This is a genomic window from Catelliglobosispora koreensis DSM 44566 (assembly GCF_000379685.1).
Taxonomy (GTDB): domain Bacteria; phylum Actinomycetota; class Actinomycetes; order Mycobacteriales; family Micromonosporaceae; genus Catelliglobosispora; species Catelliglobosispora koreensis.
This window is the reverse complement of the sequence record NZ_KB903259.1, coordinates 1-24957: the sequence shown is the minus strand read 5'-3', so window position 1 is coordinate 24957 and position 24957 is coordinate 1. Positions and strand designations below refer to the sequence as shown.

At 64.1% G+C, this 24957-nt stretch carries 22 protein-coding genes; 5 read left to right on the top strand and 17 right to left on the bottom strand.

All coding sequences use genetic code 11. The features are described 5' to 3' along the window. The first annotated feature begins 43 nt into the window (after window positions 1-43). Window positions 44-2659: a VWA domain-containing protein gene (locus A3E1_RS0118735; RefSeq protein WP_020522332.1), complete on the top strand. Its 2616-nt coding sequence runs from the start codon at window positions 44-46 to the stop codon at window positions 2657-2659. Between the two features lie 51 nt (window positions 2660-2710). Here the strand turns inward: A3E1_RS0118735 and A3E1_RS0118730 are convergent, their stop codons facing one another. After that, window positions 2711-3586, bottom strand: a complete 876-nt coding sequence (locus tag A3E1_RS0118730) for a hypothetical protein (RefSeq protein WP_020522331.1) — start codon at window positions 3584-3586, stop codon at window positions 2711-2713. Window positions 3587-3736: 150 nt separating this feature from the next. On the opposite strand from A3E1_RS0118730, the gene A3E1_RS0118725 reads away from it, so the two are divergent. Genes A3E1_RS0118725 through A3E1_RS0118715 form a run of 3 tightly spaced genes read left to right on the top strand, consistent with a single transcriptional unit; the run spans window position 3737 to window position 5384 of the window. After that, window positions 3737-3961 (top strand): DUF2630 family protein, encoded by a 225-nt coding sequence (locus A3E1_RS0118725; protein WP_020522330.1) that lies wholly within the window; start codon window positions 3737-3739, stop codon window positions 3959-3961. Window positions 3962-3988: 27 nt separating this feature from the next. After that, complete coding sequence (locus tag A3E1_RS0118720) at window positions 3989-4822, top strand: alpha/beta fold hydrolase (RefSeq protein WP_020522329.1); 834 nt, start codon at window positions 3989-3991, stop codon at window positions 4820-4822. Further along, complete coding sequence (locus A3E1_RS0118715; protein WP_020522328.1) at window positions 4815-5384, top strand: TetR/AcrR family transcriptional regulator; 570 nt, start codon at window positions 4815-4817, stop codon at window positions 5382-5384. The genes A3E1_RS0118720 and A3E1_RS0118715 overlap by 8 nt, the downstream gene beginning before the upstream one ends. Here the strand turns inward: A3E1_RS0118715 and A3E1_RS0118710 are convergent. The 14 genes from A3E1_RS0118710 to A3E1_RS46195 form a co-directional block, all read right to left on the bottom strand. Then, entirely contained in the window at window positions 5362-5895 is a 534-nt protein-coding gene (locus A3E1_RS0118710) for a GTP-binding protein (RefSeq protein ID WP_020522327.1), read from the bottom strand. The two genes, A3E1_RS0118715 and A3E1_RS0118710, sit on opposite strands and share 23 nt — an antisense overlap. A gap of 16 nt (window positions 5896-5911) precedes the next feature. After that, window positions 5912-6253, bottom strand: coding sequence for a DUF742 domain-containing protein (locus tag A3E1_RS0118705; protein ID WP_020522326.1), 342 nt, complete (start codon window positions 6251-6253; stop codon window positions 5912-5914). After that, window positions 6250-6660, bottom strand: a complete 411-nt coding sequence (locus tag A3E1_RS0118700) for a roadblock/LC7 domain-containing protein (protein WP_020522325.1) — start codon at window positions 6658-6660, stop codon at window positions 6250-6252. Before A3E1_RS0118700 ends, A3E1_RS0118705 begins: the two co-directional genes overlap by 4 nt. Beyond that, window positions 6657-8729 carry a sensor histidine kinase gene (locus A3E1_RS40905; protein ID WP_020522324.1) on the bottom strand — a complete coding sequence of 691 codons (2073 nt, stop codon included), beginning with the start codon at window positions 8727-8729 and terminating at the stop codon, window positions 6657-6659. The genes A3E1_RS0118700 and A3E1_RS40905 overlap by 4 nt, the downstream gene beginning before the upstream one ends. Window positions 8730-8842: 113 nt before the next feature. After that, on the bottom strand, window positions 8843-10501 hold the full coding sequence (locus tag A3E1_RS44895; RefSeq protein ID WP_051105068.1) for a serine/threonine protein kinase: 1659 nt from the start codon (window positions 10499-10501) through the stop codon (window positions 8843-8845). A gap of 39 nt (window positions 10502-10540) precedes the next feature. Further along, window positions 10541-11677 carry a tRNA dihydrouridine synthase DusB gene (gene dusB / locus A3E1_RS0118685; RefSeq protein ID WP_026208581.1) on the bottom strand — a complete coding sequence of 379 codons (1137 nt, stop codon included), beginning with the start codon at window positions 11675-11677 and terminating at the stop codon, window positions 10541-10543. Window positions 11678-11711: 34 nt separating this feature from the next. Then, on the bottom strand, window positions 11712-13001 hold the full coding sequence (locus A3E1_RS0118680; RefSeq protein ID WP_020522322.1) for a condensation domain-containing protein: 1290 nt from the start codon (window positions 12999-13001) through the stop codon (window positions 11712-11714). Window positions 13002-13052: 51 nt separating this feature from the next. After that, window positions 13053-13553, bottom strand: coding sequence for an SRPBCC family protein (locus A3E1_RS0118675; RefSeq protein ID WP_026208580.1), 501 nt, complete (start codon window positions 13551-13553; stop codon window positions 13053-13055). Window positions 13554-13558: 5 nt separating this feature from the next. Then, the gene (locus tag A3E1_RS0118670) at window positions 13559-13861 is read right to left on the bottom strand and encodes an ArsR/SmtB family transcription factor (RefSeq protein WP_040391184.1); all 303 of its coding nucleotides are present in this window, start codon (window positions 13859-13861) and stop codon (window positions 13559-13561) included. 50 nt (window positions 13862-13911) lie between these two features. Further along, window positions 13912-15147 (bottom strand): serine hydrolase domain-containing protein, encoded by a 1236-nt coding sequence (locus tag A3E1_RS0118665; RefSeq protein ID WP_026208579.1) that lies wholly within the window; start codon window positions 15145-15147, stop codon window positions 13912-13914. Window positions 15148-15228: 81 nt separating this feature from the next. Next, on the bottom strand, window positions 15229-15795 hold the full coding sequence (locus A3E1_RS0118660; RefSeq protein WP_020522317.1) for a YceI family protein: 567 nt from the start codon (window positions 15793-15795) through the stop codon (window positions 15229-15231). Between the two features lie 80 nt (window positions 15796-15875). Then, complete coding sequence (locus tag A3E1_RS0118655) at window positions 15876-17237, bottom strand: DUF1996 domain-containing protein (RefSeq protein ID WP_020522316.1); 1362 nt, start codon at window positions 17235-17237, stop codon at window positions 15876-15878. Continuing rightward, window positions 17237-17857 (bottom strand): DUF305 domain-containing protein, encoded by a 621-nt coding sequence (locus A3E1_RS44890; RefSeq protein ID WP_020522315.1) that lies wholly within the window; start codon window positions 17855-17857, stop codon window positions 17237-17239. Before A3E1_RS44890 ends, A3E1_RS0118655 begins: the two co-directional genes overlap by 1 nt. A 609-nt stretch (window positions 17858-18466) precedes the next feature. Further along, window positions 18467-19585 carry a GyrI-like domain-containing protein gene (locus tag A3E1_RS46195; RefSeq protein ID WP_020522314.1) on the bottom strand — a complete coding sequence of 373 codons (1119 nt, stop codon included), beginning with the start codon at window positions 19583-19585 and terminating at the stop codon, window positions 18467-18469. A gap of 72 nt (window positions 19586-19657) precedes the next feature. Between A3E1_RS46195 and A3E1_RS40890 the strand changes: the two genes are divergently transcribed. Further along, entirely contained in the window at window positions 19658-19993 is a 336-nt protein-coding gene (locus A3E1_RS40890) for a LysM peptidoglycan-binding domain-containing protein (RefSeq protein ID WP_020522313.1), read from the top strand. Here A3E1_RS40890 and A3E1_RS0118635 read toward each other — a convergent pair whose 3' ends face one another. Then, the gene (locus A3E1_RS0118635) at window positions 19994-21046 is read right to left on the bottom strand and encodes a LacI family DNA-binding transcriptional regulator (RefSeq protein ID WP_020522312.1); all 1053 of its coding nucleotides are present in this window, start codon (window positions 21044-21046) and stop codon (window positions 19994-19996) included. A gap of 79 nt (window positions 21047-21125) precedes the next feature. Beyond that, window positions 21126-24494 carry a discoidin domain-containing protein gene (locus A3E1_RS0118630; RefSeq protein WP_026208577.1) on the bottom strand — a complete coding sequence of 1123 codons (3369 nt, stop codon included), beginning with the start codon at window positions 24492-24494 and terminating at the stop codon, window positions 21126-21128. Window positions 24495-24957: the final 463 nt, after the last annotated feature.

Below are 24957 nucleotides of genomic sequence, written 5' to 3'. Positions count from 1 at the left end.
TCGTAGCACGATAACTACGCACAGTGGCCGCAAACTGGCGGACATGGCTTCATCAATCTGGCGGTTAGCTACGGTCGCGCTGGTGACCGCGAGCACGCTGACATTCATAGATCCGGCACAAGCGGCTCCGACCCAGACCAACACCACCCTGACCATCAACAAGGGCGGCAACAGAACAGGGCCGCAGGCCGTCAGCGGCCTAGCGGGCGCCACATTCGATTTTTATGAGGGTACGCAAGCAGGCCCGCCCCCAGCCGCAGGCTCACCCGGGGCGGTGCGCAGCTGCACGACAGCCGCGAGTGGACAGTGCAGTGTGGACCTTCCCGGCCGGACCGGAGGCACGGGCGGTGGCACGCTCGGCTACTGGATCGTCGAACGGACCGCTCCCGCGGGCTACAGCATCCCCACGACACTAGCCATCGGCGGTGTCCCCACCACACCAACGGTCTACAACGGCATCTTCACTGGCAACGTCTCGAACAACGTCGCTTACACGTTTCCCCAGGCCGACACGGGCAGCGGCAACCTGCAAGCACGCGGCAACATCATGGCCGACATCCGGGATAACCCGGCACTGCCGGGCGACTGTGGGCTCAACATCGCGTTGCTCATGGACGTTTCCGGCTCGATCACGCCATTCCTGGGGACCGTGAAGACAGCGGCGAACGGGTTCGTGGACGCGCTTACGGGTACGCCCTCGATGATCGCTCTTTATAGTTTCGCCACGAACGCGGCGGCGAACCTGGGGCCGACCGCCGTTTCCGACGCCGCTGGAGCGACGACGGTGAAGAACGCCATCAACGCTCTAAGCTCTGGTGGCGGGACGAACTGGGACGCCGGCTTGTTCCAGATCGCTGCCGCACCAACGACTTTCGACGCCGTTGTGTTCCTGACCGATGGCAACCCGACCTTCTACGGGCCGCCTCCCGTGGGCGGACCAGGCAACGTGACGCGGTTCCGGGAGATCGAGAACGGTATCTTTTCCGCTAACGCGCTGAAAGCCCTGGGCACCAAGGTAGTCGCGGTCGGCGTCGGCGACGGCATCAGCGGTGCGCCGGACAACCTCAAGGCGGTTTCCGGTCCCATCGCGGGAACAGACTATGTGCAGACCGGGTATGACGAGCTGGCAGCGGTGTTCCGCGAGATCGCCCTGCGCACGTGCGCGGGCACGGTCAGCGTGGTCAAGAAGGTCATCCCGCCGGCGGGAACCATCGCGGACGCGACTCCGGCCGGTGGCTGGACGTTCGGCACCGCCACGCCAGACGTGACACCCTCCAGCGGCCAGACCGCCGCCGGTTCCGGTGCCCTGAGCTTCACCGCCGATCTCGACGGGGCGTCCTCGCTGCCGGTGACTATCACCGAGACTCAGCAGACCGGGTACACCCTCGTGCAGGATGGCGGCCGCAACGCGACGTGCACCTCCGACGGAAATCCGGTGACGTCTGTCAACGTGGGAACGCTCGGCTTCACGGTCGATGCCCTGCGCAACGCCATCGTCACGTGCACCGTCTACAACAGAGCGCCGTTTCCGCCGGCCGAAGTGGTCGTCAAGAAGAAGTGGAAGATCAACGGGACAGACTACAACCAGGGCAGCCAGCCGGCCGAGTTTCAGGCCAGCCTCGTCCTTGATGGCAACGCGGCAGCCGAATGGGGGCAGACCTACGGCGGTTATGTCGAAGGCGATTCCGTCACCATCGCGGAAACCATTGACATGACTGAGCTTCCGGTCGGCTGCGCCAACGCCGAAAGCGGCGACTTGGGCGAGCACACCTTGGCAGCCGGGCTCAACACCTTCGAGGTGCTCAACACCGTCACCTGCGAGACGCGGCTGAAGCTGCTCAAGGAAATCGTCAACCCTTACGGCCCACCGCAAGCCGCGCTCACGGAGTGGACCCTAAAGGCGATCCCGCCTGACGGAGGCGCGCCGATTCTCAACGGGCCGACCGGTGTCAACGGCGTGGTTACCGCTGGGGTGACCTACAGCCTCGCCGAGACGACGGTGCCTGGCTATGCCCAGGAGATCGACGACGACGCCACGATCACGCCACCCGCGACCGGCACTTGGCACTGTGTGCTGAAGTTGCGGGACGGAAGCACGTCAACGGAATTCGACGGCCTCAACGGCACCGTGACCGTCCAGATTGGACGCCGGGCGGAGTGTACGGCCAAGAACGAGCCCATCAAGCCGAAGCTGACCCTGAAGAAGTCGGTCACCAACGCCCACGGCGGCACAGCCGTTCCGGCCGACTGGATCCTCGTGGCGGAACCGGCGACGAAGGACACCGGTGGCTCCACCATTTCCGGCCGCGACGGAGAGCCGTCAGTGATCAACGCCCAGGCTATTCCGCATCTGCTATACAGCTTGTCCGAGAACAGTGGGCCGGCCAATTACGAACAGGTGGGCGTGCCCGAGTGTGTAGAGACGGGAACCACGACACCGGTTGCCACACCGGGAGGGCAACTGCGGCTGGAGTTCGGGCAGGACGTCACGTGCACGTTCGTCAACCAGGACAAGGCACCATCGCCGCCGCCAACGCCCACGCCGCAGCCTGATCTGCCGGCCACGGGAACAGCTGTGAGCGGGATGCTCCAAACCGGAGGGTTGCTCATCGTGGCCGGCCTCGGCCTCCTCGGGCTAGCCCGCTTCCGCCGGGCTTAGTGCCCAGCGCGAGGATGGCCCCGCAGCCCGCACCGGCTGCGGGGCCTTCCGCTATGCCGTGGCCTGGTTGGGGGCGGGCTCGGCGACAGCGTTGAGCGCGTCGAGTTCCTCCTTGACGTCCTGAGTGGACGTTGACAGAGCCGCGATTTCCGCGTCGACCTCTTCCTTGCTGCGCCCGGCCATCCGGCGCTGGGAGGCGCGGTCACGCAGGAACGCTTCGAACAGTTCCTTGTCCTGGCGGTCCTGCTCGACAAGGAACGTCTGCTCTTGCCCCGTGCGGGCAGCCCGCAGCCGGTCTGCCATGGAGGTCAAGCCGAGGCGGCCAGCCAGGGACGAGACGAAGCTCGACCCACGGGTAATCATGGTGGCGATCGCGAACGCCTGACGCTTGAGCCAGACCAGGATCAGCTTGGCGAGCTCAACGACGATTTCCAGCACGGCCGCCAAAAGCGCAAGCACGCCAAGGTAAATCAGCGTGTAGGCGACGCCGACGAGGATCGAGCCGACCCAGCCCCAGTGGAAGGTCGACACGATGATGCCACCGACGAGCGTGGCGAGAATCGCGCTGGAGAAGAAGTTCGCGATCGGGTTCTGCAGCTTTTCCAGCTTCTTGCGAACGGCGACGCGCTGCAAGACGATCAGGTGCACCAGCAGCAAACCGCCGATGATGAACGCGGGCGCGGCGTCGGAGACGAAGTTGATATCGGCGCCCTGAAAGCGTTCCAGCACCACCGCGGCTCGCCGCATCGGCAGCTCACCCCAGGCCGCCGGCCACCGGTCCGCGTAGTAGACCAGGAACAGCGGGGCGGACAGCAGTGCGTAAAGCAGGCCAGTCTTCTGTGGACGGCGGTCGAATATGGCCACCTTGACGAAAACGACCACTGAGATCAGAAGCAGCAGCGCTACAGCGCTTAGGAGAACAATCACCGCAAATGTCCGATCAATTGACGTGGTTCTAAATGTGAAGACACCGAACCACCGGCGGTGTTGGGCCGCAATCAGATAATTGGCTTTGTCGTGTCGCGAGATGGCCACAATGGACTGCGCGCCTGGTAGCGCTTGTGCTTGGCTAGAACCATGGACGACAAGACGATCCTTCATCAGATCGATGCCCTGGTCGCCGAAGAGCACCAGTTGCGTTCCACGGACAGTCCCGACCCGGCCCGGTTGCGGCACCTGGAAGAAACGCTGGACCAGTGCTGGGACTTGCTGCGCCGGCGCGGAGCGCTGCGGGAAGCCGGAGCCAATCCGGACGCGGCGAAACCCGCGCCAATAGATCAAGTTGAGGGGTACTTGCAATAGTCGGTTAAAGGCATTAACTTATTGGCTATGGGAGTTAGCCAATATCTCGACCTGCCCCACGGCCGCCTTGCCCACGAAGTCACCGGAGAAGGCCCGCTCGTGCTGCTCGCACACGGCCTCGGCGACAACCGTGCCGCCTTCCGGTTCCTCATGCCGCGGCTGGCCGCCGCCGGATTCCGGGTGGCGTCGATGGACCTGCGCGGGCATGGTCAGTCCACGGCGGTTTGGCCGTCGTATACGCGGACCGACGTGGCTGGCGACATCGCGGCGCTCATCCGTCACCTCGGTGGGCCGGCCGTGATCATTGGGCACTCCTACGGCGGTGGCGCCGCGGCCATCGTCGCGGCGGAGCACCCCGAGCTCGTGACCGCGATCATTCAAGTCGCGCCTGGCACACGCACACCGAAGCTCAAGCTCGGCGACATCAACGGGCGGTTCGTCAAGGGGATCTCGCTGATCCTGGGCACCGGGCTGTTCCGCAGCCCGAAGCTGTGGGATCGGTATCTTCGGCACGCTTACCCGAGTACCCCCAATGATTTTGAAGGTGCCCTGAGCTCTCTGCTGGCGAATCTGCGGGAACCGGGCCGGATGGCCGCGACCGCTAAAATGATCTTCTCTTCGCCCGCGGACGCTGAGGTGAAACTGCCCGCGATCGCCTGCCCCGCCCTCGTGGTGATGGGTTCGCTCGATCCTGACTTCCCCAGCCCACAAGCCGAAGCTGACGGCATCGTCGCGGCCATGCCGGGCGGTCTGGGCACCGCCGCGGTCATCGATGGCGCTGGCCACTACCCGCACACGCAGACCCCCGAGCAGGTGGCCAGCGTGGTGCTGCCGTTCCTCGCCGCTCACGCCGATGCCTAGAGCGGGCCTAACCCCAGCCGCTCTCGTCGAGCTGTCACTGTCTCTTGTGGACAGTGACGGCCTCGGCTCGCTCACCCTGACGAAGGTCGCCGAGCGGGCGGGCGTCGCCGTTCCAGCGCTTTACAAGCACGTCCGCAATCTGTCGGAGCTCAATCAGCTCGTCGCCGCGCGGGTGCTGGAGGACATGACCCACGAGCTAGCGGCGGTCTGTGTAGGACGGTCTGGCGATGATGCCGTTCACGCGCTGACGATGGCGTTTCGTCACTACGCACGCCGCCACCCGCAGCGGGCCCTCGTGCTCGCCCAGGCTCCGGCGCCGGGAACACCGGCCGCCGAAGTCGCCGCGCGGATGCTCGACGTGTTTCTCGCCGTCTTGCGGGGCTACGGCTTGCATGGCCCCGCGGCGATCCATGCCGCCCGGATTCTGCGCGCTTCCTGCCACGGCTTTGTCAGCATCGAGGCCGGCCACGGATTCGGCCTGCCCGAGGACGCCGACGTCACCTATCGCCTCATGGTGCGGATGCTCATCCAGGGACTGCCTATTGCCGCTGACGCTGGATAACGTGCTGCAGCAAGGTAATGAGCACTGCCTTGACCGAGAGCCGGTCACGTGCGTCGCAAAGCATCACGGGCACTTCAGGATCCAGGTTGAGCGCCAGCTGAACGTCCTGCGGTGTATAGGTTTTCCCGTCGGCGAAACAGTTGACGGCCACCATGAACGGCGTCGTGCGGGCTTCGAAGAAGTCAACGCACGGAAAGGATTCCTTGAGCCGCCTCGTGTCGGCCAGGACTACCGCTCCGATCGCGCCGAGCACCAAGTCGTCCCACAGGAAGCTGAACCGCTCCTGTCCCGGTGTGCCAAACAGGTACAGCACCAGGTCTTCGCTGATGGTGATGCGGCCAAAGTCCATCGCCACCGTCGTGGTGCGCTTTTGCTCCACCCCGGCGAGGTCGTCGATTCCGAGACCAGCGTCGGTCAGCGTTTCCTCGGTGCGCAACAAGCTGATTTCACTAATCGAGCTAACCATCGTGGTCTTGCCAACGCCGAAATGGCCCGCGACCATAACCTTCATCGCACGGGGCAACACCTTAGAGGGACTGGAGCCCATGAATCACCGCCTCGAGATCCGAGCTGCTGAAATCGGGCGCCCGGGTCACGATCAGTTGCCTGGCAAGCAAATCCCCGAGCAGAACTTTGACCGTGCCAGCCGGCAGGTCCAGGTGTGCCGCCAATTCGGCGACGGACACCGGTTTCTGGCACATGCGCATGATCGCCGCTGACTCCGGCTGAGTGTCCTGAATGGACAGTGACGCTAGCGCGACGACCATGGAGAACAAGTCGAATGCGCCCTGCACAGGCTGCGTGCGCCCAGAGGTCATCGCATAGGGCCGCACGATCGGGCCCGCCTCCTTGTCAACCCAGGAACTCATCCCATGGCACCTACGGCAGGCGGGCGGCTCGGCGTGGCCAGGTACTGGCCCACGCGCACGACGAGCATTTCCATCTCGTAGGCCGCCACTCCCACATCAATGTCGGCACCGCTGATGACGGCGAGACAGCTGCCCTGCCCGGCTGTGGTGACGAACAGGTAGCCGGCGCCGAACTCCACCATCGTTCGGCGCACCGTCGTGTGGCCGAAGTGACGCCCAGCCCCGCGGGCGAGGCTGCTCAATCCGGCCGCCGCGGCGGCTAGGTGTTCGGCATCGTCGCGATCCAGGCCATCGGAGGCGGCGATGAGCAGTCCATCCGTGGACAGAAGGACGGCGTGGTGGGCTTCGGCGACCCGGTGCACGAGATCGGTGACCAGCCAGGCAAGGTCAGTGGCTTTCTCATTCACTGTTCTGCTCTTCTTTCCGTGAGGGGGGCTTTCTTTACCGCGCTGGCAAAGGCGGCGAGGCGCCGGCTGACGTCCTCCGGCGACTGTCCGTTTTCCACACCGGGTTCACGTGGCGCGGGGACAGCGGCTTTCCTTGCCCGCCAAGGCAATCCGGCTGGGGTGAATTCGGCTTCCGGTGCCACGGCCACGGCCGCCGGCGCCGCCGCCACGACCAGCTCCGGCGTGGGCTCTAGCGGCGCCGTGTCCCGCAAGAGGGCTTGCGGCATCAGGATCACGGCCGTTAGCCCACGCCCGGAAGACGGCTTGAGCGAAACCCGAATGCCGTAGCGCAGGGAAAGTTTGCCGACCACGAAGAACCCGAGCCGGGCTGTGGCCGACAGCTGAAATTCCGGCGGGTCGGCGAGCTGCTGATTGGCCTGCGCCAGATCCGCGTCGGTCATGCCAATGCCACTATCTTCAATCTCTATCTGGTACTCAGCGAGCGTCGCCTGAGTCCGCACGATGACGCGGGATTGCGGTGAGGAGAACGAAGCCGCATTGTCCATGAGTTCGGCGAGCAGGTGGATGACGTCACCGACGGCGTGCCCGGAAAGTGCCGCTGGCGCAACGGCTTCCAGTCGCACCCGCGGATAGTCCTCCACTTCGGCCACCGCCCCGCGCAGCACGTCGACCATCGGCACAGGCCCACGCCACGTGCGCCCAGCGGGCGCGCCCGACAGCACGATCAGGTTCTCCGCGTTGCGCCGGATGCGGGTCGCTAGGTGGTCGATGCGGTAGAGGTCAGCGAGCTCTTTGTCCGTCGTGGACAGACGCTCCATCGAGTCGATCAGCTTGAGCTGCCGGTGGATGAGCGCCTGGATCCGGTGCGCCAGGCTGAGGAACACTTCACGCACCCCGCGCCGCAGCTCGGCTTGCTCGACCGTGGCCTCGATAGCGGTCTGCTGCACCATGTTGAACGCCTGGCCGACTTGCCCGATGTCGTCATCGCCGTAGGCGAGCGGTGGCGCGGCCTGTGCCACGCTCACCTGCTCACCGCGACGCAACTGGTCGACCACGGCTGGCAGCCGCACCTGGGCCAAGTCGAGAGCGGCCACGCGAAGCTCGTGCAGTTGCCGTTGCAGGGACTGCCATCCCCTGATCGCGAACCGGATGCTCGCGATGACAGCGATCAGGCCGAGGCCAGCGGCGAGGATGAGGCGCACGAAGATCCAGATAGCGGCCGGGCGCACCCGCTCGACGGTCAGGTCAGCGAGCTTGAGCACGAGGGCGCGCACCTCGGCGATGACCGCTTCGACCGCCGAGCGCCACTGCTCGCGCGTGGGCAAGTCACCAAGCGCGGCAGCGCCTTCGACCGCTCGTAGCTGTGTCATGGCGGCGCCGCCGAGCAGTGTCTCGTATTCACTCTTGTCCGGCTGGGGCAGCCGTTGCACGACTTGGCGCGACAGGTACCGCTGTGCCCCGGTCAGTTCGCTGAACCGGATGCGGTCCTGTTCGCTCATGGTGCCGCCCAGGATCACCCGCGAGAGCAAGGCGTCGGCTCGCGACAGCATCTCCTGACTGTGCGTTAGCAGCACCAGGGTGGAGGTTTGATAGATGACCTCGTCGTCGTCCCAGGCCGTATACGTGTCGTAGACGTCCAGTCCTAACTGGATGATCGCGGTGTAGCGATCGGTCACGTCGTTTTCCGCGGCACGGATCTCCGGCAGGCCGTCCAGTGCCCGCAGCAGAATCTCCAGCCGTTCGTCACTAGCGCTGGAAGTCGCCCACTGAGCGGCCTGCCCCCGCATGCCCTCTAGCTGCCGCTGGATCGCCGCGTCCGTGGCCGCGCGGGCACTGTCTAAACCGGACCGTTCCGCCGCCGCCCGGCGCTCCTGTTGCAACGCGGCGACCAGTGTCTCGGTGGGTTTGGCCACCTGCTGTTCCAAGGTGGCGAGCCACACGAGGCTGATGCCTTCGCCGACCGTGACATAGGCGGCGAACGCCCACAGCGCCACGAGGGACGCGAGCACAGCGAGAATGCGCTTCCGCAGCGCGGACTTCCCCGGTTGGGCGGTGTAATTCAAAGGCACGCTGGCGGTTCTAACAGCGCGCGAGCAGCGCGAATCGCACCGCTAGTGCGACGGAGGGAAACCTAGTCCACCCGGCTTAGACGCGGTTACCCGATCGGGCAGCCGCCGTCTCATTAGGACACGACATTCCACCGCTGACTGCTATTGGCACCATCGCAGAAGCCGTAAGTCGCCTGCCGTCCCACACCGTTGGCGGTCAGGCAGCCGACCCCGTTGATGTTGTGGATCTGCTTGGTCGCCGGTTCGTAGTACCAGGCGTAGTTGCCGGAGCGAGCCACCTGCAACAGGGCGTTTCCGTAGTTGTCGAGCCCCAGTTGTTTGGAGGGCAGGCTGCGCACCACGATGATCTTGGTGTCGCTCCAGTCGGCGTCGATCGCCTTTTCGAACTTCCAGCGCTGACCGGGCTGATCCTTCCAGGCGTCGGTCACGATCGCGGCGCCATCGCCCGTGCCGGTCGTGCTCAGCACGGTGTCATCCGCCGCGCTGACGATGACCATGTTCTCCGGGTTGAGCGGACCGTTGGGCAGTCCGCCCGGGTTCGTGGGCTTCGTGGTCGCCGGGCCCGGATGCGCTGAGGCGAGGGGACTTCCCGGCGTTGGCGTGGTCCCCACCGTCGCGCCCGTGCCCGGGTTAATCACCACGGGCGTCACGACGGCGCCCGCTGACGACGGCGCCACCGCCGCTGAGCTTTGCCCGGCGGCACTGGGCGCGCCCGATCGCGGACCGTTCACCGCGAAGAGAACTCCCGTGAGCACCACCACCACCGCTGCCGCCGCCGCAAGCGCCAGCACTCGCCGTTTGGTGCGCTTCTTTGGCGCGGGTTCCTTGACAACACTGGCGGCTTCGGGAATAACCGGCTTGGCCGGAGTCAGCTCCTTGGCGAGGCTAGCCGGAATCCACGCGTCGCCTGGCTTGGCCGAACGCCGGGTGTACGCGGTGATGATGTCTTGTGGCGCTGGGCGCAGCAACGGATCTTTGTCCAAACACGACTCCGCGAGCGTCCGCAGGCCGGGATCGGTGATGCCGCTGAGATCCGGCTCGCCCTGAATTACCCGGCTCACCAGCTCAGCGAGGCTCGCTGCGGGAAACGGTGCCTTGCCCGTCGCCGCGAACGCGATGACCGCACCGAGGGAGAACACGTCGGCCGCCGGAGTGGGCCGTTCGCCCCGCAATTGTTCTGGCGCCATGTAGGACGGTGTGCCCATCCGCATGCCGGTCTGGGTGAGGTCGAGCTCATCCTCGGCGCGCGAGATGCCGAAGTCGATGACGCGTGGACCGTCCGAGGCGAGCAGAACGTTGCCCGGTTTGAGGTCGCGGTGGGTGATCCCCGCGGCATGAATCGCCTTCAGCGCTTCGGCAAGGCCGGCCGCTAGCCGCCACACCCCATCCGCCGAAAACGTTCCGTGCCGCGCGACGGCGACAGCGAGGCTGGGCCCGGGCACGAAAGCTGTTGCCAGCCAAGGACGTTCGGCATTGGAGTCGTGACTGAGCACCGGTGCGGTGAAAATCCCGTTGACCCGCATAGCGATCGCGGCTTCCCTCGCGAAGCGGGCCCGGAACGCTGGATCGTCAGCGAAGGGCGCCTTGACGACTTTCACCGCCACGGGCCGCCCCGAGACGGTGGTGCCTAAGTAGACCTGGCCCATCCCGCCTTCGCCGATGCGGCCGAGCAGGACGATGTCGCCAGCTTCGGTGGGATCGCCCTCCCCTAGCGGGATCAGGTCAATCCCGAGCACAGGCAGGGTCGAAATGATGTCATCGGCAGTATTCACTCAGCGCTCCCCCTCGTCATGAGTGCGCGGTGATGATACCTAGCCGCCCGAGTCGTCGTGCTCGGCGTCTTGCGGAACGGTCAGATCGTCGCGATCGGACAGCCAGCCGTGCGGCAGCACGACCTTCGCCGGGGCGTTGGTACGCCCGCGAGGCTGACCAAGGATGTCTGCCGGGAAGGGCGCGCTGAAGTCGAGTTTGCCGAGCAGATCGTCGAGCTCCATCAGCGACGATGACATCGCCATCGAGCGGCGTAGTTCGGAGCCGACGGGGAATCCCTTGAGATACCAGGCGACGTGTTTGCGGAAGTCGCTAACGGCTTCGCGCTCAAGACCGGCGCCCCACCACTGCACGAGCAGTTCGGCGTGGCGGCGCATCACGTGGGCGACCTCGCCGAGGCTGGGCATGGCCCGTTCCGGCCGGCCGGCGAAAGCAGCGGCCAGGTCGGCGAACAGCCACGGCCGGCCCAGACAGCCACGGCCGACGACAACGCCGTCGCATCCGGTCTGATTCACCATGCGCAGCGCGTCTTCGGCTTCCCAGATGTCACCGTTACCGAGCACCGGAACGTCGAGCGCGTCCTTCAAAACCGCGATCGACTCCCAGTCGGCCTCGCCGGAATAACGCTGAGCGGCCGTGCGGGCGTGCAGGGCGACCCAGGCCACGCCAGCGTCCTGGGCGATGAGCCCGGCCTCCACATAGGTCAGGTGGTCGTCGTCGATGCCCTTGCGCATCTTGATCGTGACCGGGATTCCCGCCGGGGCCGCGTTGTCCACGGCCGCTTTCACGATCGAACCGAAGAGCTTTCGCTTCCAGGGAATCGCCGACCCGCCACCCTTGCTGGTGATCTTGCGGACGCTGCACCCGAAGTTCAGGTCGATGTGGTCAGCGAGATTCTCGTCGACCACCCGGCGGACCGCTTTGGCCGTGATATCGGGGTCCACCCCGTACAGCTGCATGCTGCGGGGATGCTCATCCGGCCCAAATTCGATCATCTTGTCGGTTTTGGGGTTGCGATGGTGAAGGGCAACCGTCGTGATCATCTCGCAGACGTAGATTCCCGCCCCTTGCTCCCGGCAAAGCTGCCGAAACGCGACATTCGTGATGCCCGCCATCGGTGCGAGCACCACAGGCGGGTCGACCACGTGCCGGCCGAGCGTCAAGGCGGGATAAGTCACGTCTTCGAGGATGACATACCGGGCACTCCCGGTCTCAACCCGAGTGCTCAGCGCCACCTTCTTCCATCAGGCGTACGAGGCGTTCGCCGTCAGCCGGGGAGAAGTAATGGCTGTCCAGGTAGAGCGTGATCTGCGCCGTGCCGGGAACGTCATCGATATGCAGGAACAGCGGCTCAAACGAGGGAGCGTCCTGCGAGGCGACCCAGCGGAACGTCGCTGGGGCGTCACTAACGAAGGATGAACCTCTAGACGAGGACCGGCGGTCGTTGAAATAGCACGCGATGTTGATCTCCTGTCCGCGTTCGAGGGCGATCCGCTCACGAAACGCCACCATGTCGTGATGGTTGAAGTAGGCGTGCTTGTAGGCCGCCATGACAGACCGTTGCACCACTGTGAGAGCGTCCGGGAACGACAGTCCGCCGATGTCGAATGAGCACAAGCCCGCCTGAGCGAGTGTGCACACGACGTTGGACATCCCGGGCCGGAACCGGTTGCTCACCATGGGACGGATCACGACCGGGCTGATGCCGGTGATCTGGTTGAGCGCGACGGCGTACAAGGCGAACAGCACCGTGGACGTTTCCGTCCCGCGACGGTCCGCGATATCCAGCACCGCTTTGAGCAACTTCGGTGAGCTGAACTCCCCGTGCCAGTAACGGGGCTCCGCTGGCGACGAGACCGGCGGAAACCGGTGCGGGGAAACGGTTCGCAGGATGTTGTCCCAGTGCCGCAGCGACGATTCGTTTTGCCGCTGTCCGGCTGGCGACTGCTGCCAGCGTGCCTGCTCTAGTGGCTGCATTCCGGCGACCGGTGCACTGACCCGCTGCGCCACTTCCGACATCATGACCAGTGCCCCGGCGGCGTCGGTCACGAAGTGGCTCATCAGCACGGACATGTGCGTGAGCACGCCGTCCTTGCGCACCAAGGCCATCCGCACCGGCCACTCGCTAGCGAAATCAAGCGTGTCGTCGCGCCACCCGTCGCAGATCGCCTCCGCCACCGTCAACGGATCGCTGGAGCCAGCGTCCACAATGGACAGCACGATCTCGCCTGACTCGAACACTTCTTGCCTCGGGTGCCCGTCTGGCGCGAAACGCAGTTTCGTTCGCATCGGCTGATAGCGGCCCATCAGGTAGGCCAGCTCGTCAGCGATCTCTTCGATCGTCGTGGTGGGAGGCAGCGGTTTTACGCCACCTAAAGGGATCCAGGTCTTCTGTGCCACGATGGCCGACCAGTTTTCGGTCTGGCCCCACGAAAGCTCATCGACGCCAGCGCCTTCACCCTTGAAGGGCACCACGATCCGTTCCGCCGCAACAGCATGCATCGCCACAACCTCTGTGCTGGAGAGTTGATAACTGGAGCGAGCGGATGCGGATCACCCTATGTCTTGGAGCTGTTCGGCGTATCGGTCATTTAGCTCTTGCCAGCCGTGCTTCATGGCATCCTGTCCCCGGACCGGTTCCGGGCTCTCGCCCGCCAGGATTTGTTCCATCACGTCAACGCACAGGTGCCAGCCAGCGGCCGTCTTGGACAGCCAGTCCCGGTCGCCCATTGTGTGGTGCAGGCTCAGCCTGGTACCACCTGGGATGGGTGTTAATTCCCATCGAAGCAGGTCGTCACCCCACGCGTAGATCAGCAACGACGGCTTGTCGGCGACGCGAACGATGGCTTTTGACGGCTCCTGTGTGTCGCCATCGACCATCACGAGCGTCGCTTCGCCCGGCACCGAAAGATCGCCGGTCGTGATGAACGGAGCCCACTTGCTCACCTGAGCGGGATCGGTCAGCGCCTCCCAGACTTTTTCGGGCGGGTGCTTGAGATCGCGCATGAACGTGAGCGTCCAGTCTTCACCCGTCGCCCGTGCACTGACAGTCATGATGATCACTTCATCTCGTCGAGGTGGCGCTCAAGCGCGTCAAGGCTTTCCGTCCAGAGCCGCCGATAGGGTGCTAACCATTTTTCGATGGCCTGAAACGGCTCCGGCTCGATCCGGTAGATCCGCTGCTGCGCCGCCATCCGCACGGACACGAAACCGGCCTCGCGCAACACCTTGAGGTGCTTGGAGACCGCGGGCTGCGTCATCGACAGCGCGTTCACGAGATCGCTGACGCTGCGTTCGCGACGGCGCAGATGGTGCAAGATCTGCCGCCTTGATGGCTCAGCGAGCACCGTAAATGCATCCACCCAGCTAATATGCCCTGCTAGTTATATGCCTGTCAAGGCATGAGGCTAACTCAAGGCATGAGGTTGGCGACTTCGAGCCGGATCGGGTCGGGGTTGGCCCAGCTCCAGTTCGGGTGCGCCCGGTTCGTGAGCACGACTAGCACGGTCTTGCGCTTGCGGGAGACCACGAGACTCGTGCCCGCGAAACCCGTGTGCCCAAACGTGTCCGGCGCACTGAGCTTGCCCATGAGCCACGGCTGATTGAGCACGACACCGAGCCCGTGCTCAGACGTGCGGTACGGCCGCTCCGCGTCAATCGACGGCAGACCCGGGTTCACGTTGGTCACCATCTTGTCCACTATGGACGCCGACAGCAGCCGCGTGCCTTGGTACTGGCCACCGTTCAGGAGCGCCTGCCCGAACACAGCTAGATCCATCGCGCTGCTGAACAGGCCGGCGTGCCCGGCTACGCCACCGAGCGAGTTACACACGTCGTCGTGCACGACACCGTGCAGCAGACCGCGGCCAGATCTCGCGTCCGTGGCCGCGATGCGTTCCTTCGGCGCCCACTTGAGCGGATGAAAGCCCGTGTCCTTCAAGCCAAGCGGTCCCGTGATCCGGCTCTTGACGGCCTGATCGAGGGTCTGTCCCGTCAGCTTTTCCACCAGCTTGCCCAGGACCATGAGACCCACACTGGAGTACCGGAAGACCGTGCCCGGAGTGGCACCGCTGACCAGCGGACAGGTCATGACCGCTGACCAGGTGCGAGACGGTGCGCCCACGGGAAGCCCGCTCGTGTGCGCGAGCAGCATCTGCACCGTGACGGTGCCGTGCGGGAATTCGTCCAGATAGGACTTGACCGTTGCGTCGAGCGCCACTTTGCCTTCGTCGACGAGCTGCAACACAAGGACGGCGGTGTAGACCTTCGTCACCGAGGCCTGATCGAAGATCGTGTCGGGGCGCATCGCGATCCGTTGCCCTGCGGGGAGTTCGACCGGGCCGGCCTTGAACCGCAACGCGTCACCGGCCGTCTCATGGACCGTCACCTTGCCGTTGACCATCGCGAGGACGACGGCTCCGGCGTACCAGGGATGAGGTTTGATCCCTAAGCCCTTGTCCATGGCAAGCTTCACCGCGGACGGCGCACGGCTCGCACTCGGGCTGGCGCTGGGAATCTCACTCGCGCCTAATGACGGCTCGGCGGACGGCGAGCCATGAGCGTCATTCCACGTCGCCGAGGGCGGACTGCCCCCGCATCCCGATAGGACAGCGGGCAAAGCCAGGAGCGCACGGCGAGTCAGTGGCACCGGGAGATCCTTGCAGCCTTGCCCACAAGAACGCCATCGCCCGCCGAATACTTCGGCGGGCGATGACAGCGAGGGGAGGTCTTAGGCCTTCTTAATGGCGGAAATTTCGAACTCCAGCACGATCTTGTCGCTGACCAGAACGCCACCGGTCTCGAGGGCCGCGTTCCAGGTGATGCCAAAGTCCTTGCGGCTGATCTCAGCCGAGCCTTCAAAGCCGATGCGCTGGTTGCCGAACGGGTCGGTAGCCGAACCCTGGAACTCGAACGGAACGGTGATCGACCGGGTGACGCCACGGATGGTCAGGTCACCGGTCAGCTCGAACACGTTGTCCGAAGCCTGCTCGGCCTTGGTCGACGTGAAGGTGATCGTCGGGAACTCTTCCATCGCGAGGAAGTCGTTGCTGCGCAGGTGGCCGTCGCGCTGCTCGTTACGGGTGTCGATGCTGGCGGCCTGAATCGTGACCTCGACGCGCGACTTCGCTACGTCCGAGCCGTCGAGGACGCCGTGTCCCTCGTAGTCATTGAAGGCGCCGCGGACCTTGGTCACCATCGCGTGCCGGGCGACGAAGCCGAGGCGCGAGTGAGATGGGTCCAGCGCGTACTCGCCGGTGAGCTCTGCTAGTGACGGCTGCGTTGCGGTGGTGGTCATGGCTCAAACTCCAAATGGTTGACGGTTCAACAACTGCCACTATACAGCTTGTTGTTGAACCGTCAACTACTGACACGCCGCTATGGCAGCTGGTATTGCTCGTTAAGCGCTGCTCCGCGCTCAGGGTGAGACTGGTCATACCCCCGCGCGTCGCACTGCAAACCGCCGACGATGCAGTGGCCCACCATCCGCGCGAGTACGGCTGGCTCCCAGACGTTGAAGAAGTCGTAGTGGAACGAGTAGCCCCGCCCGCTGGACAGCCTCACCTGGGACATGTTGCCCGACACGGGGAACGCCATCTTGAACTCGATCATCGGCACCGCCACCGGGTGGGTCGCCGGGCAGATGTCATTGATGGGGTACGCCATGTGACTCTTGTGGTCGGGAGTGTCGAGGTACAGCCCGTCCCAGCAGCTCGGGGACTGATAGCGCACGTTGAGCTGGCTGCCCGCGGGACAGTTCGCCGGGAAGTCCGCGTTGAAGAAGCTCTCCCCGCACTCCCAGCCCTCAACACTCGCGTCGAGGAATTCGCTCGCGCTCGCCGTCGGCGACCCCACGACGAACCGCAACCCGGTCGGCCACGGCCGCACACTCGTGTAGTCGTTCACGCCCGTCTTGTAATAGATCACCTGCGGTCCGATGGGCGAAACGACTTGACTGCCGTTGTACATCGTCGGCATCCAGTAACCCGACTTGTCCCCTGGCACGATGCAGCTCGTCCCTCCACTTTGGAGACTCGCCGTGGTGCTGCCCGCGTTAGTGGTCGTGTTACCCATGAACGTGTGCATGTGCGACGCACCCGCCAGACCCGGGTAGACAATCGGGTCGTCCGGCAGATCGCGCGTCACGTTGCAGTTGGCCTGGAACTCGTGGAAATAGCGGTGCGGCGGGTTGTAGGTCGACGGCACAACCCCGGTCACCGGCGGATTCGCCAGCACATAACCCGGCCCGCCCATGGGAGGCGTGCCCGCGACACCGTAGACCTTGAACTCCCACAGCGAATAGCCATAGGCGCTGTTGCGTTGCGTGCCATACATTCGCACGTATCGTCCGCTGGAGTTCACGTTGACTGTCTGCGTGCCACCGTTGCCGTTGGCAGTGCTGTAAACGGTGGTCCAGTTGGTGCCGTCGTTGCTCGTCTGGAGCTGGAACGCTTTGGCATAAGCGCTCTCCCACTGCAGCACGATCTGGTTGACCTGAGCGGCCGCCCCCAGATCGACCCGGATCCACTGTGGATCGCTCCACTGACTTGACCATCGGCTGTTGCTGTTGCCGTCAAAGGCGAGATAGGGCTCCAGCCCTTGCCCCTGACTGCTTGACGTGGTGGCTGGACGCCCTTGCGACAGCAGCACATCGGCCGCGAGGGCCGCCGTTGGCGCTGGTGCGATCGTCGCCAGAGACGCGACGATGACGGCCGTCATTGCGGCCGGCAGGAGTTTCATCAGATCTCCTTGGATGGGTGGACGGATGGAACCCATTCCATGGAGAGCGCTCTCCAAGATGCTAACGCATCGATGCTCCCTTGCTCAATCGCTTGGGCAAGAGATTTAACCCCTTTGCTGGTACCAGATGAGCTCACCCCCTTGGCGAGAAGGATCCGCTGCTCCAAGTGCTCGATGACTTCGCTGACCAGTCTCGTTTTGTCGGTGGCGCTCGCTCTGAGGTCATCCTCGGTGACCAGTCCCGGCATGACGTGTCCCGCGTGCAGGTTGACTTCGCTTAGCCCTGCTTGCTTTCGCAGTGCTTTCAGCCTTGTGAGCTCTTCCACGTGCCCCGCACGGACCGTCATAGCTGGCGTCCTGAGCTCGCCCGTGGTGAGGTCGAGTAGCGGCAGCACCTGCTCGTTCATCGCGATCATCAGCTGAATCCACGCGATATCGGTCCCGTTAAACCCCTCCCCCTCCCCCTCGCCGCTGCCGCCCTGCCCCGGCCCACTGCCCGGCCCACCGCCCAGCCCACTGCCCGGCTCGCCTTGCCCACCGCCCGGCCCACCGCCCGGCTCGCCTTGCCCGCCGCCGCAGGCGACGACCGTCACGACCGCGACGAGGACCGTGAGCAGCACGCCCAAACTCCTTACCCGCCAACACATTCCTTCCCTCCCCTTTCGCGCCTTCCGCTCACACTTCGTCTTGATCCACATCCTTCTTGCAGATCCACATCCCAGGGGACGTGATCAAACCGCCTGTCGATCACGTCTCCAGGGATGCCGATCACGCCCGTGGATGTGGATCACGATCAGGCGCGGCAGCGGCTCTGTTGCCGCACACGGCCCGGTACCGTCGCGGCCCGAGGTGCGACCCGTGGCCGCCGAGGCGCGGCAGCGGTTGCAGCCCCAAGGCGCGAACGCGACCGCTGCCGCCGCCCGGCCGTGTCCCAAGGACCTGAGTGCGACAAGGCCAAGCTCCAGCAGAAGCGGGACAGGCTGGAAGCGAGCGGGTGACGCGATGGGAGAGCGCTATCCGAAATGGATAGTGCGCCTTCGCGGGGCGACTCGTCAACGGGGAGTTTTCTGTGCAAAGAGGACGGTCATATTGACGAACCGTCGCATGCGCGTAACACTTTGGACCAACATGGAGAGCGCTCTCCATTCCACTGCCGGACGGCACCGGCGACGAAAAAGCCTGTGCACCGTTCGCGCAGCGGCGAGCGGTGCACAGGCGGCAAACAGCGGTTACACCTTCTTGACGGGCTGCCGCAGGATCGTTTTGAGCTTCGCGGGCTCGGTCCGCCTGGGGTCGCTGAGGTAGATCTCGTGATGGCGGCCGTTGAACGTCAAGCCTTCAGCGGCAAAGAACGTGTCGTGCAAATCCGCCAGCTTCGGGCCTTCGTCGTCATAGGAGCCTGTGTGCAACAGCTGGGCACTGAGCCCTTCCTCCAAAGTCACTACACGAACTAGGGAGATCGCCGGAAGTTTCTTCTTCGCCAGCGCGACAGAGCAAGCCGACTCAACGTCGGCATCGGTGATCCATGGCGGCAAGCTGATGAGCATCGTCCACTTCCACGCCGTCTTATCGCGGGACACGAACGTGGACGGATCGTCAGCCCACCACAACCCTTCCAGCGGCGCAACCGTGAACGGACGCTCCCTGTCAGCGAACTTCAGCGTGTAAGCCACGGGATACAACGCTTCGACAGCGTCCTTATAGGACTGTGCCGTGTTCGGATCGCCCGCACCATCAACGCCGATATAGCGAAGCGGTGGCACCTCAACGAGTTCCCACGACGTGTTCTTAGGCGCATAGAACGCCTTGAGTTCCTTCTTGACGTCATATGCTGTCACGGTCTTGCCTCCCAGGTAGTGCGTTAACCAGGCCCGCTCGGCTTCAAGCTGGCCCAGGCTGTAATCGAAGATGGCTTGCACAAAGTCAGGCGCCCCAGGCGGAATCGCCGCACGGACCGTCACGATGCGCTTCCCAATCAAGGAACGGCGCGTCTCCAGTGCGGCAGCGAGACGCTCGGGCGGGATGGCTGGTGAGTTCGCCAAACCGGCGAGCAGGGCGGGATAGACCGGATGCGGTTCGGCGATCGCGGCCTCCGCCGCTTTTGCCAACTCCGCTAATCCGGCCGGCGTCGGCGAGTACACCTTGCGGGGTTTGCCTCTCGCCGAAGGCGCCGAGGTCTCGATGACGAGCCCGCGCTCACGGAGCTTGCCGAGCACGTAGTAGATCGAGCTGAATCCGATCTCGGTCCACTCGCGCATGCCCCGCGCCACGATGACCTCTTCGAGCTCGTAGCCATGCTGTGGGCGCTCGGCGACCAGGCCTAACAGGATCAGTTCCGCTGGAGTCACCTTTCTATTCTAGCACTAGAATAATTGCTCAGCGGTTTAGGCTGAGGATCATCGTCAAGGTTTGGGGGAACCATGACCGAACAGAAGAACCAGCCTGAGGCTGCCGGCTTCCTGAACCCCTTTAAGTGGGGCAAGAAGAAGGACAAGGAAGAGACCAAAGCCGAGAAAGCCCAGGCCAACCCGCCTGTCGTGCAGTCCGAGCCTACGCCCACTCCGCCGCCAGCCGCGCCTGAGCCGACGCCGGTGCCGACCGCGCGCACGCACACGGTCCGCTCAGGGGACACGCTGTGGGATCTCGCGGTGGAGTACTACGGCGATGGCCGCAAGTACACCAAAATCGCGCAGGCGAACAACATTCCGAACCCGAACCTCATCAACATCGGGATGGAGCTGACGATCCCTGACTGATCAGGCTGAGTCGCGCTTGATCAGCCTAGGTTCGAAGATCACCGAGGTCAGTTTGGCCGCCGGATCGTCGATTCGCGCCACGAGGAGGCGAATCGCTTCGGCGGCCATGTCTTCGAGCGGGTGACGGATCGTCGTCAAGGCGGGCCGGGCCGCGAGTGCTGGGCTGCTGTCGTCAAACCCAATCACCGCAACGTCTTCGGGGATCCGCCTGCCCATGTCGTGCAGGGCGACCACCGCTCCTTGAGCCATGAGGTCGTTAAAGGCGAAGACCCCATCCAGATCCGGGTACTGATCGAGGAGTTCACGCATCGCCTTGTCGCCGCTCTCGTGCGTGAACCCACCGACGGCAGTGGGCACATAGGCGACCCCGTGACGGGCCATTGCCTGCCGGAACCCCGCGAGACGGTCAGCGCTGGCCGGCACTTCGAACGGTCCAGCGATCACGCCGATCTGCTGGCACCCGCGCTCGACGAGCAGTTCAGCGGCCATTGCCGCACCCTTGTCGTTGGCGACGTCCACGTAACTGATGGGAATGGGAGCAGCGGGGCGTCCGAATTGGACAGCCGGGATGGACGTCTCGGCGATGAGGGCGGGCAAGGGATCGCCCGGGTGCAGCGACATGACCACGGCACCATCGGCGTGCCCCTGACGCAGGTCACCGACCACCTTGACGCGCTGGTCATCGTCACCGGCGAGCATCAAAGCCAGGTGCAGCCCGCGTGGGCGAAGTTCACTGAGCACGCCGCCGACGACCCGTCCAAAGTACGGGTCGGTGAAGAACCGTCCCATGAACGGATCGTTGGCCGTGTGGCTCTCCGAGTCAGACAGCACCAGCGCGATGTTGCCCGTCTTGCGGGTGACCAGGGAACGGGCCGCGCGGTTGGGCACGTAGCCGGTCGAGCTGACCGCACGCCACACGACTTCATGGAGCTCCGGATCGACGTTGCGCACGCCGTTGATGACGCGGGAGACGGTCGCCCGCGAGACGCCGGCGACTTGCGCCACGTCTTCGAGCGTGGGAGACCGTGAAGCCTCAGGGGTTGAGGAGCTCATGGCAGCCTTTATAGCACATAGTGGAGAGCGCTCTCCGCTCATGATCCGCGTAAAGGTCCGAGCGGAGAGCGCGTCTCACTTACCGATAAATACCGAATTCCCAGAGAGAGTAACCATATCCGGTCGCCCGGGTGGTGCCATACATCCGAACATACCGGCCCGACCCGCTAACCGGGACGAGATCAAATCCCCCATCGCCTGATGCCGTCGTATAAAGGGTGGACCAATCCGAGCCGTTATTCGAGACCTGAATCTGGTAACCACTCGCGTGCGCGGCCTCCCAGGCGAGCAGGACGTTAGTGAACGTCTGCACGCTGCCGAGGTCGATTTGAATCCATTGTGGATCGCTCCAGTCACTTGCCCAGCGGGTGTTGTAGTTGCCGTCATTGACATAGGACGGCAGCTGCGGGCCGGTGGGGCCAGTCGGCTGATGCGACGACGCCGTGACGGGCTTGCCCAGAGCGATATTCGTCCCCGGAACGGTCGGCGGCACCACTTTGAACGACCGCTGCTCGATGCCCACGTTGCCGTGACCGTCGTACGCGTAGACGTAAACCTTCCACACGCCCATCTGCTCCGGAGCCGTGACCGTGAACTGGCCGTTTCCGGTCTGGGTGAACTTCACGTGATCGAAGCCCCGGTTTCCGTTGACGTGCTTATTCGAAAACATCAGGTTGTACCGGATAGCGTCGCCTTGCGGATCGGTGACCGCGGTGCTGATGGTGAACTGTCCGCCCGCGGGCACATTGGTTTGGTTCGAGACCGTCATGCTCGTGATCTCGGGTGGCGTATTCGCCGCGGCCGCCCCGGTATAGGCCTGCCGCAGGGCGTGGTAGCCCAGGCGGCGCCAGCCGCCGGTGAAGACGTTCAGCCATACCCCGCCGAAGTCGTTTTCCAGCCCGTAGTGAAACTCCGTGGCTCCTAACGCGACACCCGGATGTGCCTTGATGGCATTCCAGCTTGCCGTGTATCCGGTTCTCTTCGCGAGATCTGACGGCTCCGTTGGTACCCCATTGATGTCATTGGGCACTTCCCACTCACCATCGGGGCCACCTTCGGTGAGAATGTAAGGCTTCGTGTAACCACCGTCGATCCAGGCTTGTTTCACACCGCCAATCGCGCCATAGGAATTGACCGCGAGCAGGTCGAGCGCGGGCGAGTGATTCTTGTAGTAGACCCAGGCACCGGTCCACGCGTCCGTTGACGTCACCGGATGGTTCGCGTCGGCGGCGTGAATGGCGACCGCCACCTCGTTAACGAATGCCGCGTAAGCGTTTCGCCGCGCCTCAACGACATCGACTGGGAGCCCGTGATCCTGCATCGTCAACAGAACTTCATTTCCCACGTCCCACATGAGAACGCCGTTGTATCCCTTGAGCGTGTTGACGCGGGCGACGATCTCATTCTTGACCGATGTCTTGTACGCGGTGTCGTTGACATAATCGGCGCCCTGATTGAGCCAATGCCCGACAATCACTTTGACGCCATGACGTGCGGCGGTGTTGAGCAGGATAGGTGTGTTGGTGTCGTCAACGCCCCACGTGCGAATCGTGTTGACGCCCATGGCTTTCAGATCGCGGATGTAGGCGTCGAGGGACTGCTGAGGCGGTCCGTAGGTGATGCCTTTGATCTCATAGGGCGAACCGTTGACGGTCAGTTGCCAGTTGCCCTGCGATCCCGTGACCCTGACAACGCTTGGGCCGCTGAGGATCGGCGGGTCGGTCATCGCTGGCGGTGCCGTGCCGGTCTTCTTGCTCACGCTGACTTCGTCGATGCTCAGGACACCGCCGCTAGTCGTGTCAGCCGTGGGCGTGGTGCGTCCCGCGACCGCGTTGGGCAGCGAGCCACCGATGGCCAGATCGAAGCGCAGGTAGAACCCGTGATGCACGGCGGCTTGCCAGGCAGCGACGCCAACTTCGCTCTGCCTGACGATCCACGTCTGGACACCGTCGAGATAGAATCTGATCTCTTCGTCTGTCTTGGTGCGGTCGATGACCTGCGTGTACTCGTGGTAGCCGGTCTGGCAGCCAGTGCAGCTGGCGAATCCGCTCGACCGGCCGTTGTACTCAGCGCACACGCCCTCAGGCGCCGTTCCACAGTGGAGGGTCTGGCTGAGCTGACCGCGGGCGTTGACGTTTGTCATGATGTCGGTCTCGCCGATGCCCGGCCAGTTGTTCCAGTTGCCACGATAGGCTGCCCCGGTCGCGCGGAAACCGGGCCAGTAACCTAAACCGTTGGCAGGATTGGGCTGTTGCAGGACAGCCGTGAACTTGACTTGCTCGCCGGGCGCGGCTTGGAAATCTGTCCGCTGCGTCTCAACCTTGCCTGACGTCCAGTTCCCGGCACTGTCGCGAATCGCTTTGATGTTCAGCTTCCCCGTGCCATCGAGGTAAACGTTGGCGGTGCTGGCGCTCATTGTCTCGACTTCACCCGTGCCCCAGTTGGCTGGGCCGCCGGGATACTGCGTGCCAGTTCTTAGAATCCAGTTCGCGGCACTCGGGCTCGTGTTGGCTGAACCGGTGAAGTCATCGCGCCAGACCGGCGTCCAGCCCGGGTCCGGCGGCGTGCTGTTCCCCGTGCGGACCGTCATCTCCCACAGCGAGTAGCCCCAGCCCGTTCCCCGTTGCGTGCCATAAAGCCTGACATAGCGACCGGTGCCGGTTGCCGTAATCGTTTGCGTGCCACCAGTTCCGGTCGTCGTGGTGTAGATGTCGGTCCAGGTGGCGTCGTCGTTGCTGGTCTGCAGCTGGAAAGCCTTGCCGTAGGCGCCTTCCCATTGCAGAACGATCTGGCAGACGGCCTGTGGCGTGCCGAGGTCGACCTTGATCCACTGTGGATCGCTGAAGACACTGGACCACCTGGTGCTGGCGTCGCCGTCGAACGCGGCACTGGCCGGGTTGGCGGCTGCGTTCTCCGTGCTGCTGGCCGTCGCTGGCTTGTTCAGGGCCGCGTTGCCTTCACACGTTCCGGGCTCGCTTGACGTGGTTCCGTAGACCTGGAACTCCCAGAGGCTATAGCCGTAACCACTGTTTCTCTGCGTGCCATAGAGCCGGACATAGCGTGCCGTGCCGGTGATGGCTATCGTTTGTGTGCCACCGGTTCCCGTCGTGGTGGTGTACGCGTTGGTCCAGTCGGTGCCGTTGAGGCTGGTCTGGATTTGGAACGCTCTGCCATACGCTCCCTCCCACCTGAGGATCACTTGACTGACCGCGTTTGGCTGCTGAAGATCGACTTGAATCCATTGCGGATCGCTCCACTGGCTCGACCACCTAGAGTTCACGTCGCCATCTGTGGCCTTGGACGGCTCCAATCCTGTGCCCTGAGTCGATGACGCGGTCGTGGGCTTTCCTTGTGACAGCAGCACGTCAGCGGCAGTCGCTGACACCGGTGCTACCAGGATGTATGCCACCGTGAGCACGGCAGCAGCGAGGGACAGCTTCCTTTTCACTCAGACTCCCGTTGGGGACGGTTTCGATGTTTGGAGAGCGCTCTCCAATTTGCACGAAGTGTTACGCCGGGTTTTCGTACATGTCAATACCCGCGGCACTTTCCCCAGCCCTGCCGCCGTCTCCGCTTTGAGATCCACAGCCAGGGCCGCACGGGCGTTATAGGCACAAGTTTGGTGAGGGAGGAAATCCTCCACACCTCCGCCTGACTGTGGAGGATTTCCTCCCTCAACGAAATGCGGTTACTTGGTCCTGGACACGTCGCTCCAATGACGACACTTCGCGGGCGGGTCGAGTGATCAGGTATGCCTCGGCTCAAGAACCACATCCCTACTTGAGATCCACATCCGCTGGGACGTGATCAAACTGCCTGTTGATCACGTCCCCCAGGCTGTGGATCACGTGGGACGGCGGGGCAGGCGCGGGCGGGCAGCGGCGGGTCAGCGGGCGGGGGGCGGGCAAAGG

Bases quoted from the DNA above. Each gene is read 5' to 3' on its own strand.
- A3E1_RS0118735 (WP_020522332.1), top strand. From the start codon at position 44: ATGGCTTCATCAATCTGGCGGTTAGCTACGGTCGCGCTGGTGACCGCG.
- A3E1_RS0118725 (WP_020522330.1), top strand. From the start codon at position 3,737: ATGGACGACAAGACGATCCTTCATCAGATCGATGCCCTGGTCGCCGAA.
- A3E1_RS0118720 (WP_020522329.1), top strand. From the start codon at position 3,989: ATGGGAGTTAGCCAATATCTCGACCTGCCCCACGGCCGCCTTGCCCAC.
- A3E1_RS0118715 (WP_020522328.1), top strand. From the start codon at position 4,815: ATGCCTAGAGCGGGCCTAACCCCAGCCGCTCTCGTCGAGCTGTCACTG.
- A3E1_RS0118710 (WP_020522327.1), bottom strand. From the start codon at position 5,895: ATGAAGGTTATGGTCGCGGGCCATTTCGGCGTTGGCAAGACCACGATG.
- A3E1_RS0118705 (WP_020522326.1), bottom strand. From the start codon at position 6,253: ATGAGTTCCTGGGTTGACAAGGAGGCGGGCCCGATCGTGCGGCCCTAT.
- A3E1_RS0118680 (WP_020522322.1), bottom strand. From the start codon at position 13,001: ATGCATGCTGTTGCGGCGGAACGGATCGTGGTGCCCTTCAAGGGTGAA.
- A3E1_RS0118675 (WP_026208580.1), bottom strand. From the start codon at position 13,553: ATGACTGTCAGTGCACGGGCGACGGGTGAAGACTGGACGCTCACGTTC.
- A3E1_RS0118660 (WP_020522317.1), bottom strand. From the start codon at position 15,795: ATGACCACCACCGCAACGCAGCCGTCACTAGCAGAGCTCACCGGCGAG.
- A3E1_RS0118655 (WP_020522316.1), bottom strand. From the start codon at position 17,237: ATGAAACTCCTGCCGGCCGCAATGACGGCCGTCATCGTCGCGTCTCTG.
- A3E1_RS40890 (WP_020522313.1), top strand. From the start codon at position 19,658: ATGACCGAACAGAAGAACCAGCCTGAGGCTGCCGGCTTCCTGAACCCC.
- A3E1_RS0118635 (WP_020522312.1), bottom strand. From the start codon at position 21,046: ATGAGCTCCTCAACCCCTGAGGCTTCACGGTCTCCCACGCTCGAAGAC.